Raw genomic sequence first — 15,222 nt, forward strand, 5'->3', positions numbered from 1 at the left:
CATGCAATGCAACTGTAGAAATTATAGCAGCAGTACTATAGAAAATGGATCAAGTTTCACCACCAGGCCCCGGCATACTGCCAGGGCTTTTTTGCGTTTGTGCGAACAACCAACCACACGCTCAGGGAAACAGAGGTATCGTGGTTCTTTCTGCTGGGTTTATAATATGGCAAGATACCAATAGAGGGAGTGATGGGATGTATTCCGATCTGCAACTGACGGAGGACCGCCCTGTATATATACAAGTCAAAGATTATATGAAGCGATTGATGCTCAAAGGCGGCCTGCAAGCCAAACAAAAACTGCCCTCGACCCGTGAACTCAGCACACTCATGAAGGTTAGTCGCAGCACGGTCCTGCTCGCTTATGCCGAGCTTGAAGATGAGGGACTGATCTATGCAGTCAAAGGCAAGGGCAATTACGTCAGTGCCTCCATCGAAACACCTGAGGCAGCAGCAAGCTGGAAACTGGACTGGACGACAGAGGTAAGCGAGTATGCCATTCAGGCAGAGCAGTACGATCTGATGAAGCATGGCTCCGGAGCAGAGCGCGGTGAAATATCGTTTACCAGCATAGCACCGGATGAAAAGCTGTTTGATCTGCACAACGTGAAACGGGCTTTTCTGGATCGCATGTCACTTGAAGGCGAAGTACTGCTGAATTACGGATATGCGCAAGGATACAGACCGCTGATGAACTATTTACTACGTTATATGGAGAACAAAGGGGTCGACCTCCGTGGCAAGGACATTCTGATCACCAACGGATTCACGGAAGGTTTCGATCTGGTGCTTGGAGCGTTGCGTAAAAAAAGCGGAAAAGCGCTCTGTGAGAATCCAACGCACCACACGGCGATCAAAAATCTAAAATTACACCAGTTCCACCTGACCGGTGTGAATATGGAGCCGGATGGCTTGGACTTGAAGCAACTGGAAAATGAACTTGAGGCAAGTCCATATGATCTGGCATATCTCGTGCCCTCCTATCACAATCCAACCGGGATTGTGACGTCCCCTGCGAAACGGGTAGAGATCATCCGGTTGATGAACAAGTATCAGGTTCCCATCATTGAAGATGGATTCAACGAAGAATTGCGCTATTCCGGTTCCCACGTATCTCCCCTGATCGCCAGCATGGGGAAAGGCAATGGACTGGTGTATCTGGGCAGCTTCTCCAAAGTACTGTTCCCAGGTCTGCGGGTAGGTTGGATTATTGCGGATGCGGCGCTGATTGATTATCTGGAGAGTATGAAACGGGCACGCAGCATCCATACCTCCACGCTGGACCAATCGTTATTGTATCAATATCTGAGCAACGGTAATTTCGAGAAATATTTGAAGCGAGCTCGTACGGAGTATAAGCGAAAATATGAATTGGTTGTGCGTTGCCTGAAGCAGCATCTGCCAATGTGCCGGATTTCCGGTGCGGGTGGTCTGCATCTGTTCGTGCAGTTCCCGTCCGAATACAGAACCCGTGAACTGCTGGCCGCCTGTAAAGTGAAAGGTGTAACGTTCACACCTGGGGATACCTTTTATCTGGAAACCGGTCAGGGTGTAAACACGATGCGTCTGGGTTTCTCCAGAGTCAGCGATGAAAATATACGTAAAGGCATTCGCATCATTGGCGAGACAGCAGCTCAAATGAGATAAGGAGGATTTCACATGAAAGTTGGCGTGATTATGGGCGGTACATCTTCAGAGCGGGATATTTCCCTGCTCACCGGACAGGAGATGATTGCAAACCTGAATAGAGACAAATACGAGGTTGTACCCATTGAGCTGAATACCAAGCGCGATCTAATCGACAAGTCAGCGGGGATCGATGTGGCACTGCTTGCCCTGCATGGCAAATACGGCGAAGACGGTACGGTTCAAGGCACACTGGAATCCCTGGGTATTCCCTACACAGGTTGTGGCGTGCTTGCGAGCAGTGTATGCATGGATAAAGACATGTCCAAACAACTCATGCAGCATGCAGGTGTGCTTACCGGAGAATGGCTGCGAGTGAGTCATATCGAGGAACTGTCCTCTATTGCTGTTCAACAATTAACGTACCCCGTGGTGGTCAAACCCAATTCAGGCGGTTCCAGCATCGGTACCCAAGTGGTGAAGGAAGCTTCCGCCCTGTCCGCTGCTGTAGAGGCTGCCCTTGCCTGGGATGACACGGTCATGATTGAACAGTATATCGAAGGTGAAGAGATTACCTGTGCCATTCTGGATGGTAAGATGCTGCCGGTGATCTCCATTCGTTCGAACGCGGAGTTTTTCGATTATTCGTCCAAATACGATGACCACGGAGCCGATGAGCAGGTTGTGCAATTGCCTTTGGACCTTCACCATCGCGTTGAAGCCGCGGCCTTGGCCTGTTATCAGGTGCTCAAATGCAGTGTCTACGCTCGCGTGGATATGATGATTCGGGAAGGCTTGCCGTATGTGCTTGAAGTGAACACGCTGCCGGGTCTTACCCGTAACAGTCTGCTGCCCAAAAGTGCAGCCGCGGCAGGCATTTCTTTTGCAGAGCTGCTGGATACCATTATTGAACTTTCATTGAAGGAAAGACCCAAGGAGGATACAACATTATGAGCCTGGATGTGACGATTAGACATAGCTCCACTACAGATCTGCAGGATATGGTCATTCTGATGGACCAACTTGGTTATCCCACCACGTACGCCGAGATGGAAGAGCGCTATACCCATATCTCTGCGGACGCAAACTTTACTACACTGGTTGCTGAAGCACGCGGACGCGTAGTTGGACTGATCGGATTACAGACGTCTTATCTGTATGAAAAGAACGGAAGACACTGCCGCATCTTGGCATTGGTTGTGCACGACCAATTCAGAGGCTCAGGCATCGGCCGTCAGCTCATTCTTGAAGCTGAGCAATGGGCAGTCACGCATAACGTGGATTCCTTGTCTCTGAACAGTGGCAATCGCCCAGAACGTGAAGCCGCACATGAATTCTATCGCCAGATGGGCTTTATAGCCGGGAGTACCGGGTTTAGCAAAAAGCCGCAGATTCTACAGCACACTTAACCTGCCGGATACGGGATACGCCCCCTTGAATATCAAACCCAAAAAAGAACGCCCCAATCCGCAACTTGGCGAAAAAGGGCGTTCTTCAGTATATATCTATGTCGCATTGATGTGCTGTTGATGATTATGGGATCAATATTTGGCTGACTGCGCACCATCAATCGGAATAATGGCTCCATTGATAAATGGTGCTTCGCCGGACAGCAGGAAGGCAACGAGGCGCCCTACTTCCTTCGGTTCACCCAAGCGTTTCGCCGGGTTGTCCTTCACGAACTCTTTGGATGCTGACTCCCAGTCATTCGGATTGATCTGTTTGAACGAGCCGATAACCATATCTGTCAGAATGGCTCCGGGTGCAATTGCATTAACGCTGATCCCATGCTCGGCGTATTCAATCGCTGCATCTTTGGTCATGCCGGCTACGGCATGTTTGCTCGCTCCGTAGGCAATCTGGTTTGGCACGGCGCGGATGCCACCGACAGACGACGAGTTCACAATATATCCTTCGCCCTGTTTTTTCATCACAGGCAGGACGTGCTTCAACCCGAAAAATACACCCTTCAGATTGATATCGATAACTTTATCAAACATTTCTGTCTCGTAGTTCTCGATCAGGTTTTGCTTGCCTTCAATGCCTGCATTGTTGAAAAATGCATCGATACGCCCAAATTCATTGACCGTATCACTAACATACTTCTTCACAGCTTCTTCGTTGGCTACGTCACCTTCAATTAACAGAAACTCGGCATGCTGTATCTCTTCGGAGATTACACGTTTGGTCTCTTCCAGCGCCTTCATGTTCACATCCACCAAGGCAAGCTTCGCCCCTTCACGTGCTACTTCCACAGCAGCTGATCGCCCGAGGCCGGAACCGCCGCCTGTAATCAGGACCACTTTACCCGCAAATCGTTCAGTCATCATTCATAGACCTCCCTTTGCTGTTTTGGACATCTTCCATAGATAAATACCCGTTTCCTCAATTATTCTAATCAAACGAGAATCTGTTACAGCCAGCATCTCAACCGGATTAGTATGCTTCCGTATTCGCCCTGGCATTCGTCCTCAGGACTTCATAGCCTCATAGGCTGCAAGTAATTCCTCTACTTCTACTCCGTTGATCTTCATCCCGGTCACTTGACATTGTTCCAACTGAACTCCAGATAGATCGCAATCGATAAAACGACTTCCCCCAAGATCACAATGCGCCCACTGCATAGGTACACGGTCAGATCCAAGGTGTGTGTCCTGGAATTGAACGCCATCCAAAGCACAGAATTCAATCTTGCTGTCGGTTAGGCGCAAATCAGCTAGCAATATATTCGTCATATTTAAATTGGTAAATTTGCTTCCACTCAGGTTGCAGTCAGTGATCCGACTATTGGTCAGATTACTGGTACTGTAACGAACCGAGTCCAGATTAGCTTTAACATATTCAACCACCGACTCACCCGAGTCCTTGGCTAATGTCTCATCACATGTTGGATCAAAAGAATCAACGGACATGTTCTTCTCATATACAAACTCATCCTCAGATGCATAGATACAAACATATCCCATTTTTTCGTAAAAATGATGATTATCCAGCTGCCGACCTGAGGTCTCCAGCTTCCAGGTTTCAAACTGTGGAAATTCAGCCTTAATAAGCCTCATGACTTGAGTTCCCACGCCACGGCCCTGGCATACAGGGTCAATATAGATCTTATCGATCCTGGCATGTTTTCGTCCAAGCACGTTAACACTCACTCCGCCAATAGCGCATCCATCTGATTCTACAACATAATAATCCCATTCACGGATCACGTAACGATGCATGCGAACTGACGAATAATCAGGCGGGCATAGATTGCTATCGATATCCTTCTCATTATCCGCCCAGACTTTTATGACATGATCAAAAGCACGAGTGCAAATCTCTGTAAGCACAACAGCATCTTCCTGCTGTGCTCGTCTTAAGCGAACTGTGCAATGCATCTGCTTCAATTGCGCTGGTTCGGACTTTACTTTGAGCAGTTCAAAATAATCATAGCACTCCTGGTCCATAAGCATTCTGCGAGAGATATAATGAAAACCTGTATGCTCCAGAACTTTGCGTGACGGCTGGTTGTGCGGCTTCACAATGCCCACGATTCGATCCAGCAAGGTATGCTCAAATACATATGCTGTTAGCGCCTGCACAGCCTCTGTGATGTATCCTTTATTCCGGTAATCCCGTGAGATGGCGTAAGCCACTTCACGGTCAGCCCGATCCAGCATGTCATTGGGAAACACACCACACCAACCAATGATACGCTGATCTTTATTGTGTACAACGGCAAGCAGGATGCGTACATCTTCCGGGCTGAACTGTTGGTAACTGCCAACGACAAACTGTAAGAATTCACGCAACTGCTCCTCGGTCATCTTCCAATCGGGTAGCATATTGGTGATTTCAGGTTGTTGGGTTAATGCATACACGGTAGCCTGATCTTCAAGCGTAAATGGACGCAACGTAACGGAGTTTGAATGGATGAACAATTGACTTTTCATATACAACACCTCTGGGGATTTATTTAGGATGACACAACAAAGAGGAGCACCTCCAATAGAGGCACTCCCCGATCCGTTTCATCATTTCAGAAACGCCGAAGCTCCTCGTAATGGGTTAAAAGGACACACGTATCCCGTTCATGGTCTAACGGAATTTTTGCGGTGTTCTTTTCACGATCATTACGAGAAATCTGGCATACTCTGAAATCCCCTCTCATGCTAAGGACTACTTCAACGTCTCACTTAAGGACGGTCAATATAAATCCAGCCTGTTTCTTGTTCCTTATCTACAGTAGCTCCAAGGGATTCAGCCATAAAGCGCAGCGGCACATAAGTCTTGCCGTCCTTGCCCACATAGGCGGATTCCACCATGGTTACTTCTTTACCAGCAACGGTTGCCTTCTTGGAACCTACGGTCAGGACAATCTCGTCACCAGTGATGTCGTCAATGACAACGATTTGGTTTGAACCTTTGGTCCATTTCACTTCAGCATCCAATTCCTCAGACACGTAGCGAAGCGGAACAAATGTTGTATTCTTAACGGTGATCGCCCCAGCGTATTCATCATCCGGGAAGAGCACTACACTTTTACTCGTGATTCCAGCTTCATCTTTCAGCAATTGGTATGCCAGTGAATTGGAATCAAAATTGCGCAGCATCTGTCCAGGCGTAATATCATCCTTCATCAGATCCATAACGCCGCCTGATACATCCACTTCATCCACTGCAACCGTTCCACCGATATTCCACTGTTCACTGTCTCCACTTACGGTTACGGAGTTCACCGGCAGATCTTCGGAAGCCGGCAACGCTACTTTCAGTTCAAAGTTTTGCTTGCGAATATCCAGCTTGCTGTCGAGATAGAAATCCAATTTCAGTGTGGTACCTGTGCCAAATACCGTTTTGAATTCAGGTGTCTCATTCAACAGGTTGTTCAGCTCCTGATCATAATTGACCAGCATGCTGTCCAGTCCTACTTTGATAATGGCATATAGTGACGCAACGGCTTCATCTTTCGATTCAGGAACGATCGAATTCAGCGTATCGTCTCCCCCACCTTCTACCTCATTCACTGCTTCCAGTACAGGGTAGAACACATCGTACAGATCGCCAATCAGGTCTTTCAGTCCTTGCTCATCCTTCGAAATACTCGTCAGGAATGGTTTAACCATGGCAAGCATCTCTTCACCACTAACTTCCAGATGCAGCTTGGAGAGGCTAAGTGCTTCGCCATTCACGGATTCCTGTACCGGTGTTACGGAGATGTTCTTCGGATTGGACAGATGCTTCAGGACAAAAGAGAACAGTTTCGGGGAAATTTCCTCGAGTTGTTTCTCCAGAGCCTTCGTATCTACCATCGGAAGCGCCTGTGCATCCTGGAACGTATCCAGAGACATGTACAGCGGTTTCTGGGCTCCGTCCAGATCAATGACCAATTGGGACTCATTCATGGACACGTGGAAAGGTAACTTTGTTCCCTCCATGCTCAGTGTACCTTTGATCGATGCTGTCTTCGCATCTTTCATTTTGGCTTGATCAATATCCAGGGATATGGAGTTAATAAGTTCGATCATTTCAAGGTCTTTCTCTGTAGCAAATTCCTTAGCCGGTTCTATGTTTATATTCATGGATTGTCTGGATTCACCGGACTTGATACTCGCGCCATTGGCCATTGCTTTGCCAACGTCTACTCCACCCACAGCCTGACATCCTGTAAGAACAACCATTAAAAGTACTAGTGGCACTGCCATCCATTGGACTAACTTCCGATTCGTAATATGAACTCCTCCTTAGAAAAATATGGTTCATTTCCATTATGAAGGTATAGGTAATTCTTGTAAACGGATACGCAAAAAATAAACCAAAAGGCCGGAACATGTCCGACCTCTGGTCTATCTATATTTCAGCATATCGTATGTTTCGATAAAACATCCTGCTTCATTATGCAATGCTGGGAGTTATTCTTGCTCCTGATCTTCTGCGAGTTTCTCATCCGTTTCTTCATCTTCCGCAGTTGCGGGAGTCTCGAATTGATCCGGCTCGTCCTCTTGAATCGCTTTGTTCTCTTCGTTCTGATCCTGTGTCATATCGCATTCCCTCTCTTCTACCGGATTGTCATGTCATCAAGGCCTGAGCCTTGTGTCTATCAATAACCCGAATAGGCACAGTTCAAACCTGCCTCAGTGTCGGCCATAGAATTCCCATCATAATTTTAGTGCTCATTTAGAAAACATAAAAGATGATGCCGTTCCCACTTGCAGCCGTGGCCTGAAACAAGGCCTGGACACCATCCACAGTCTGAACGATCTCCTGAAATGTCTCTTCCGCATCCCAATCTTCCATGACAGGATAGACGCCCTCAGCGATCATCTGGTCCAGACTATACCGCTGCTTTAATTCTTCCGGTGTGAGCTGCTCCAATGCCATGTAGGCTTCCAGCACCTGCTCATTACTGAGCAAGAAGAGATCCATGTCCGAATAGTTTCCCAAGTATTGCTCACCTGCTAGAGGCACCACATAGCCCAGGGGCGGCTCCCCTTCTAACAAGTTACCGTTCAGCGTGAATTGAAGCATCTGCCACGTTTTATCAATATCCAGATCAACTGCACAATCATGCACACTGATTTCACCTGACTTGATGGATTCAACTAACTCCTTAGTTACTACAAGATATCTGCCGGACATTCCCATACCGCTACCCCTCCTGTGTAATTCCTTCTATTGTTCCCCATTAACCGTGCTTGTTGGTTCAGAATCGGGGTAATCCCTATCAAGGAGGGCGTATACATGAAAAAATTTGATTACAGTCTCAATTATGATGAGTTGGATCTGCGCAAACATCCTGAGCTGTACACCGTAGGCCGGGGAGAGCAGGGTGTGCTGATGGTTGAGCCGTACAAGGGCGAGATTCTGCCACACTGGCGATTCAAAACACCCGAGATTGCGACAGAGTCATCAGAGAAGATCTATGAGCTATTTTTGGAGTATAAGAAAAAGGGAGATTTCGTGGGTATGGATATGGCTCGTAAATTTCTCCAGATGGGCTATACACGGGCCAGACGTTATACGAATCACAAAGGAGGACGCAAATACTCGAAGGAGGATGGCTCGATCCTGCCCTATCAGAATGATAAGGTGAAGGCAGAAGCCGCCGCTATATTCAAAGCACAATGGGAGATTGCGAAGACCGATCCAGACTATGTAAAGATGAAGAAGGAGCATCGAGAAAAGTACGAGTCTGATGAAGCGTAGGATCAACGGTGAAAAGATTGACTTATGGAAACATTTGTCTCAGAATCGATCTTGTTACTGTACATTTTCAACCATTATATTGGAGAAAAGAGGCGCATCCGATTATGACAGATTCGCTCGTTCACTTAAACACAGGCCAGAATATTAGCATCAACGAATGCGCTCAACTTCAGGTAACCATTCAATGTACATCATCTCCCTCTCCCTTGGATGTTAGCTGCTTTATGGTAAACGAAGAGGGAAAGGTCCCATCTGACGACTATTTTGTATTTTATAATCAGAAGGCTGATCCCCACCACAGTGTACTTCTGCAACAGGCAGATGAACTGCAATCCTCTTTTGTACTGGATACGAATCAATTACGGCAAGCTTCTGTAGAAAAATGTGTGTTTACGGCTACTCTGGATGCGGAAGGCACATTCGCCAATGTTCAGGCATGTCAGGCGATTGTACAAGCGGGTTCCCAGCAGATCACCTACGAGATCACACAGGTCACTGCGGAAACAGCGCTTATTCTCATTGAAATCTACAAGTATCGTGACGGGTTCAAAGTTCGTGCGATTGGACGAGGTTTCTTTGGTGGATTGCAGCCGCTGGCAGAGTCATTCGGTGTTGAAATTGAGAGTAACGACACCTCGGAAGCCGAACAGGTTCTTCTCACGGCACAAGCTGAAGTAGCAGCCGCCTCTCCAGAAGCCTTGGCACCTGTTGCTGCACCAAACACGAATCATCCGCCGCTTAACCTGACCAAAATCGATCTCCTCAAGCGTAAAGTAACCCTGTCTCTGCAAAAGAAAAAGATTGAACCTATACAGGCACGTGTTGCCGTTGTATTTGACGCATCAGGCTCCATGTACCATCTGTATCGCAAAGGCATCGTGCAAGAGGCCTTCGAGCGTATCCTGGCGATTGCATCAGCGTTTGATGATAACGGAGAGTTGGACGTCTGGTTCTTCGCCAAAGACTTCTTGCGTGCACCTAGCGTCACCGCCAGGGATTTCGAGAATTATATTGAACGCACATATACGCTGGGAAGCAAAGGCGGTACCAATAACGAACCTCCTGTGATGCAGGATGTCATTCGCAAATATACGATCGAGGAACCCGAAGTGAAGATTCCAACGTATATTATCTTTTTTAGCGATGGTGGAGTCAGTCAAAAAGGGAAAATCATGCGGCTTATTACCGAAAGCTCAACCAAAAACCTGTTCTGGCAATTCGTTGGCCTAGGCCAAGCCAATTACGGTATTCTCGAGAAACTCGATGACATGACTGGACGTTTCATCGATAATGCTGACTTTTTTGCTCTCGACGACATCTCCAAGATCAGCGATGAAGAATTGTACGATCGTCTCCTTACTGAATTTCCAGACTGGATAAAGGAAGCTCGGGCCAAAGGCATTTTGGCCTAAAGCTTTTACCCTATACCACTAATCAGGCTTGTACTTTTTCTGGTTTACCATCCTTGGAACGTGGACGGAGCATACTTCCTACGATTCGCAACATCAACTTGCGTGGCACGAGGCGGGTGAACTGCGCTGTCCAGTAATTACCAGCCCCCGGCACAGCATAAGGTTTGCCTGACTCGAGTGCTCTCATGGCCACCGCCACGACATGCTCAGGGGTATCACGTTTACCCACCGAGGCTTCATCAGCACCTACTACATCAAAGAACGAGGTCTCGGTTGAGCCTGGGCATAGTGCCAAAAACTGTACGCCACGCTTCCTGTTTTCTTCGTATAACGCCTCTGTAAAAGAAAGTACAAATGCCTTCGTTGCTCCATACACAGCCATATACGGATCAGGTTGAAAGGCAGCCGTCGAAGACACATTAATGACAGCACCATTTTTCTTCTGTAACATGCCTGGCAAGAAAAGATGTGTCATGTTCGTTAAGGCGAGCACGTTCAACATAATCTCGTCCTGTTGCCTTGAACCATCCACCTGTTCAAAACATCCATGGGTAGCAAATCCAGCATTGTTGATCAGCATATCGATGTGTATTCCCCGATTTTGACATTCCTCATATACATTCTGAGGTGCCTCTACTTCGGAAAGATCCGATACGATTACCTCAGCCCTTACTTGATATGTACGTTCTATTCGCTCTGCCAATTGATTCAGTTTGGATTCTGTTCTGGCCACCAGCACAATATTTTTACCCTTAGAAGCCATTTCGAGTGCAAAAATTTCCCCAATACCTGAAGAAGCACCTGTAATAAGTACCCATTGATGCTGTTCCTTTATCATCTCTCATCCATCCTCTATGCATAATTTAAACACTTGTTTTCATTTGGAAACACTGTTTCTTTATAGAACCATCGTAACCAAATTGCATGACGCTGTCAAATGCATTTGTTAAATTTGGACCTAGAACGTGGTGCTTGCTTATTAAACTCGGATTAAATTGACGTTATCCGGCGTAAAACAGTAGAATGACGATAAGCGAAGGAAACGTAGTTTCTGTTCAACAACAATACGGTTACGAGGATGAAATCAATGAAGGATCATAATTCGGGTTCCACGGAATCTGCACATACGGTAACAACCTTTCAGGAAGCCAGACTCCAGCACTCAGATAATCTGCGGCAAAATATTGTGCATGCTGCTGCTGCTTTACTGCAAGAGCATGGACCAGAAGCTGTCACGGTACGCCGTGTAGCTGAACGCATGGAGTGCTCCACCAAAATCATATATAACCTTTTTGGCAAAAAAGAAGGGTTAGCCAAACATCTGTATTTAGAGGGCTGCTCCCTCATGGCCCAGCGATTTGAAACTATACCCCGGCAGGCATCGTTCGAACAGTATTTCCGTGATCTGGCCTACGTCTACTGGGACTTCGGCATTTCTCAATCCAGCTTCTATCAGCTGATGTTTGGAGGATCTTTTTCCGAATTCAAACCAGATGGAGAAACCTTACAGGGAACAGCGACTGCACTGAAGCAAGTGTCTGTCTTAGTGGAGTTAGCCATTGAACAGGGAATGCTTCAGGTACAAGATCCCATGCTTGCAGTTCGGATGATCTGGGCTCCCTTACACGGTGTTATTCATCTGTATTTGGGAGGCCATATTGAGAGCGAAGAAGCTGCCAAAACCCTCTATGATCATACGTTATCCATGGTTATACACTCCCTTGTGAGTACATCTGCGAATGGATAAGCATTAAATCTGTGCTGTTTTAGATACTTTTAGAAGATAAACGAAAAAGGAGCAGACCCATTGGCGTAATACGCCTAGGGTTTGCTCCTTTATTTGGTTGACTCTATCTAGTTCCGTAACGGTTTCAGTCGATTAACGTGCCTCTTCGTTCTCAGCTTCCCAACGTGCAATTTCTTTGCGCACGATTGGAGCAACTTCTTTACCAAGCAGCTCGATTGCTCTCATAACCTCGTTGTGCGGCATTGTGCCGAGGGGGGTGTGCAACATGAAGCGGGTAATCCCGACTTCTTTGCGCAGGTAAATAATTTTCTGAGCTACCGTCTCCACATCACCTACGTACAAAGCACCCTCTAGGCTACGCGCTGCATCAAATGTTGCACGGCTGTAGTGTCCCCATCCACGTTCACGGCCCAGTATGTTCATGACCGCTTGCGCTGGCGGGAAGAATTTCTCCACGGCTTCGTCTGTTGTATCGGCAATGAAGCCGTGAGAGTGAGAAGCAACGGTCAGCTTGGAAGCATCATGTCCTGCATGTGCAGCTGCTTTCTTGTACAGTTCCACCAGCGGTGCGAATTGCACCGGACGGCCACCGATAATGGCAAGCACCAATGGCAAACCGAGCAATCCTGCACGAACAACGGATTCCTGATTACCACCACTGCCAATCCATACCGGAAGTTTTTCCTGTACCGGGCGTGGGTAGATGCCCAGATTGTTAAAGGAAGGACGGTGTTTGCCTTCCCAGGTTACTTTTTCCGAATCACGCAGTTTGAGCAGCAAATCGAGTTTCTCGTCGAATAACTCATCGTAGTCGTTCAGATCATAGCCGAACAGTGGGAACGATTCGATAAATGATCCACGCCCTGCCATAATCTCTGCACGTCCGTTCGAAATGCCGTCCAGTGTCGCAAAATCTTGATATACACGTACCGGATCATGCGATGACAGCACGGTTACCGCACTCGTCAAGCGAATATTCTTGGTCTGTGAAGCTGCGGCTGCAAGAATGACAGCTGGTGATGAAGCGGCGTAGTCAGCACGATGATGTTCTCCCACGCCATATACATCCAGACCCACCTGATCTGCCAAAACAATCTCTTCAACAACATCCCGAATACGCTGCGCATGACTGATAAGTTCTCCTGTTTTTACATCCGGATTTGTCTCCACAAATGTACTAATTCCGATTTCCATTGTCTGTTCCTCCCTGGTATGAAGCGATCCGTTGTTCATCTAACCTATTGTAAGTAGATCACCTTTTGTTATGTATCTTAATATTGAACTATTTTGATAAAAAACACAAGTACCCTCTGTTTCCAGAGGGCACATTTATGTTTATTTTCTATCGATTATGGCTTGATCAAATTCCATAAACCTCTGAAATTTTCATCGAGGACCTCTCATGCCAACATATCGTTCTCTTGCCACAACTTCTGGACGTGAAGTGTGAAAAAAGCAGTATTCCCGTCTGGGATCTTCCTGATGCAATTCACCATAACGTTTTAGTGCCTTTGTAGAATCATCAAATGAATCAATCACTGCCATCTCTTCAATATAACGCTGGCCTTCTCTAGAATGCGCCTTGGTTGCCTCAAAAACGACCCACTCATTAGGGAATCGCTCCTGAACTTCCTTCCATTGCATAGTGACACCTCCAGACCATTAGATAGAGATATTATATCATGTGGAAACAGTATTCCACGGGCTGACATTCTAAAATACATAGATTTTTAGAACATTGCCTGTAAGTCTATTATTTCTTTCTCCCAATGTACAGCAGATGCGACGAGATTCCCAATATGGAAGGGTCTTTGGCGGCTTCGATCATATATTGCATGAGTTCATCGTACTCGCCACGCTCTTTCCAATATTGCTGCTGCTCATCCGTGAGCATGGCTCTAAGACTGGATGAACCAATCAAATCTACGGTTTCAAATCCATGTTGCTCCATGAAGGGTGTAACGTCCTGAATATTAAAATAGTATGCTCCCGTAAATCGTCCTTGATCCTGATGATCGAATATACCCTTTTCCACAAAAGAATGGATTGCTGCCATGTTATCATTCGGTTTCCAGTGCTGCGGAGATTGCAGCGAATTGATACTCATGCGCATTCGGCTTTGCATCGCTACAAACACCACGCCTTCTCGCTTGGTCACACGGTACAACTCCCGTACAGCAGCCATCCGCTCTTCGTCTGTCTGTAGATGATATAACGGCCCCAGCATGAGGGACGCATCGTACGTCTCGTCAGCCATACCGGAGAGCGAAGTGGCATCGAGAACATGGAACCCATCGAATTGCTGTGTCAAACCAAACTCCTGAGCCTTTTGCCTCGCAGTATCCACGGAGGAAGGTGTCAGATCCGATAAAGTGACCTGATACCCCAGCTTCGCCAGCTCCATGGCATACTTTCCTGGTCCTGCGCCATTATCCAGAATACAACCAGTAGCGGGGAGATGTTCCCTAATGTAATGCATGTTAATGATGAATTCAATTGGTTCCCGCTCCAGTCTGCCCCACTCATCAAACCCGGAATAATATTCAATAATGTGATCTCTCTTCATCGCTCTGACACCTACCTTTTCTAATATGTAGACTACTCATCCATGTTCAAAAAAATTAAATTCCAATCAGTATATATCTACTAAATATTTCCTGTCAAACAAAAAAACGTTCAATTCCCATTGAATGCGGAACGGAACGTTTCTCGATCTTATCTTATATCTTTTTCACAAACTCAGACTTCAACTTCATCGCACCCAAGCTGTCGATCTTGCAATCAATATCATGATCTCCATCAATCAGGCGGATATTCTTCACCTTCGTGCCCTGTTTGACCACGAGTGAGCTACCCTTAACCTTCAGATCTTTAATGACGGTAACGGTATCACCATCACTTAGCACATTTCCGTTGGCATCGCGGATTACTTTTGCATCCTCTGCGTTATCATTGTCTGCTTCCAAAGACCATTCATGCGCACACTCCGGGCAAACCAGCAGGTTACCATCCTCATACGTGTACTCTGAATTACATTTGGGGCAGTTAGGCAAATTAGACATATGTATTAAACTCTCCATTCTACGATTGGCATTCCCGCAAGTATACGGGATTTCGACGGTATATTCCATACGCTTGGTCACTGCATGGATGGATTTAAACCAAATTTAAGGTTCATGCCTCCCTCACTTTAAGGGTAACTACTTATGATGTAACTAATAGATACGCACTACACATACATGAATTT

Annotated in this window: 16 protein-coding genes; 6 read left to right on the forward strand and 10 right to left on the reverse strand. The window is 46.7% G+C overall.

The features are described from left to right. Window positions 1–197: 197 nt before the first annotated feature. From pdxR to MKY87_RS14855, 3 genes are read left to right on the forward strand one after another with little or no spacing between them, the layout of a single operon-like run. On the forward strand, window positions 198–1,649 hold the full coding sequence (gene pdxR / locus MKY87_RS14845; protein WP_340965239.1) for a MocR-like pyridoxine biosynthesis transcription factor PdxR: 1,452 nt from the start codon (window positions 198–200) through the stop codon (window positions 1,647–1,649). A gap of 12 nt (window positions 1,650–1,661) precedes the next feature. Next, the gene (locus tag MKY87_RS14850; protein WP_340965240.1) at window positions 1,662–2,582 is read left to right on the forward strand and encodes a D-alanine--D-alanine ligase; all 921 of its coding nucleotides are present in this window, start codon (window positions 1,662–1,664) and stop codon (window positions 2,580–2,582) included. Beyond that, window positions 2,579–3,037: a GNAT family N-acetyltransferase gene (locus MKY87_RS14855; RefSeq protein ID WP_340965241.1), complete on the forward strand. Its 459-nt coding sequence runs from the start codon at window positions 2,579–2,581 to the stop codon at window positions 3,035–3,037. Before MKY87_RS14850 ends, MKY87_RS14855 begins: the two co-directional genes overlap by 4 nt. 132 nt (window positions 3,038–3,169) lie before the next feature. On the opposite strand, the gene MKY87_RS14860 is transcribed toward MKY87_RS14855, so the two are convergent. From MKY87_RS14860 to MKY87_RS14880, 5 genes are all read right to left on the reverse strand, one after another. Next, on the reverse strand, window positions 3,170–3,955 hold the full coding sequence (locus tag MKY87_RS14860; protein ID WP_340967454.1) for a glucose 1-dehydrogenase: 786 nt from the start codon (window positions 3,953–3,955) through the stop codon (window positions 3,170–3,172). 144 nt (window positions 3,956–4,099) lie between these two features. Next, on the reverse strand, window positions 4,100–5,563 hold the full coding sequence (locus MKY87_RS14865; RefSeq protein ID WP_340965242.1) for a GNAT family N-acetyltransferase: 1,464 nt from the start codon (window positions 5,561–5,563) through the stop codon (window positions 4,100–4,102). A gap of 243 nt (window positions 5,564–5,806) precedes the next feature. Next, a complete protein-coding gene (locus MKY87_RS14870; protein ID WP_339787804.1) occupies window positions 5,807–7,315 on the reverse strand; it encodes a copper amine oxidase N-terminal domain-containing protein in 1,509 nt (502 codons plus the stop codon). 207 nt (window positions 7,316–7,522) lie between these two features. Beyond that, window positions 7,523–7,651 carry a hypothetical protein gene (locus MKY87_RS14875; protein ID WP_017691584.1) on the reverse strand — a complete coding sequence of 43 codons (129 nt, stop codon included), beginning with the start codon at window positions 7,649–7,651 and terminating at the stop codon, window positions 7,523–7,525. 136 nt (window positions 7,652–7,787) lie between these two features. Then, entirely contained in the window at window positions 7,788–8,255 is a 468-nt protein-coding gene (locus MKY87_RS14880; RefSeq protein WP_340965244.1) for a YfbM family protein, read from the reverse strand. Window positions 8,256–8,351: 96 nt separating this feature from the next. Here MKY87_RS14880 and MKY87_RS14885 point away from each other — a divergent pair, with 96 nt between their 5' ends. Together MKY87_RS14885 and MKY87_RS14890 are read left to right on the forward strand one after the other, a co-directional pair. Further along, window positions 8,352–8,816: a DUF4385 domain-containing protein gene (locus MKY87_RS14885; RefSeq protein ID WP_047840920.1), complete on the forward strand. Its 465-nt coding sequence runs from the start codon at window positions 8,352–8,354 to the stop codon at window positions 8,814–8,816. A 104-nt stretch (window positions 8,817–8,920) separates the two neighbouring features. Next, window positions 8,921–10,228 carry a VWA domain-containing protein gene (locus tag MKY87_RS14890; RefSeq protein ID WP_340965245.1) on the forward strand — a complete coding sequence of 436 codons (1,308 nt, stop codon included), beginning with the start codon at window positions 8,921–8,923 and terminating at the stop codon, window positions 10,226–10,228. 22 nt (window positions 10,229–10,250) lie between these two features. Here MKY87_RS14890 and MKY87_RS14895 read toward each other — a convergent pair whose 3' ends face one another. Continuing rightward, window positions 10,251–11,066: an SDR family NAD(P)-dependent oxidoreductase gene (locus MKY87_RS14895; RefSeq protein ID WP_340911776.1), complete on the reverse strand. Its 816-nt coding sequence runs from the start codon at window positions 11,064–11,066 to the stop codon at window positions 10,251–10,253. A 249-nt stretch (window positions 11,067–11,315) separates the two neighbouring features. Between MKY87_RS14895 and MKY87_RS14900 the strand changes: the two genes are divergently transcribed. Further along, window positions 11,316–11,975, forward strand: a complete 660-nt coding sequence (locus MKY87_RS14900; protein ID WP_340965246.1) for a TetR/AcrR family transcriptional regulator — start codon at window positions 11,316–11,318, stop codon at window positions 11,973–11,975. Window positions 11,976–12,107: 132 nt separating this feature from the next. Here MKY87_RS14900 and MKY87_RS14905 read toward each other — a convergent pair whose 3' ends face one another. From MKY87_RS14905 to MKY87_RS14920, 4 genes are all read right to left on the reverse strand, one after another. After that, window positions 12,108–13,169 carry an LLM class flavin-dependent oxidoreductase gene (locus tag MKY87_RS14905; RefSeq protein WP_036612299.1) on the reverse strand — a complete coding sequence of 354 codons (1,062 nt, stop codon included), beginning with the start codon at window positions 13,167–13,169 and terminating at the stop codon, window positions 12,108–12,110. A 192-nt stretch (window positions 13,170–13,361) separates the two neighbouring features. Further along, on the reverse strand, window positions 13,362–13,619 hold the full coding sequence (locus tag MKY87_RS14910; protein ID WP_047840923.1) for a hypothetical protein: 258 nt from the start codon (window positions 13,617–13,619) through the stop codon (window positions 13,362–13,364). 109 nt (window positions 13,620–13,728) lie between these two features. After that, window positions 13,729–14,541, reverse strand: a complete 813-nt coding sequence (locus MKY87_RS14915; RefSeq protein ID WP_339787789.1) for a class I SAM-dependent methyltransferase — start codon at window positions 14,539–14,541, stop codon at window positions 13,729–13,731. Window positions 14,542–14,695: 154 nt separating this feature from the next. Continuing rightward, on the reverse strand, window positions 14,696–15,037 hold the full coding sequence (locus tag MKY87_RS14920; protein ID WP_017691576.1) for a zinc ribbon domain-containing protein YjdM: 342 nt from the start codon (window positions 15,035–15,037) through the stop codon (window positions 14,696–14,698). Between the last annotated feature and the right edge of the window lie 185 nt (window positions 15,038–15,222).

The sequence above is a fragment of the Paenibacillus sp. FSL R7-0198 genome (assembly GCF_038000415.1).
Taxonomy (GTDB): Bacteria; Bacillota; Bacilli; order Paenibacillales; family Paenibacillaceae; genus Paenibacillus.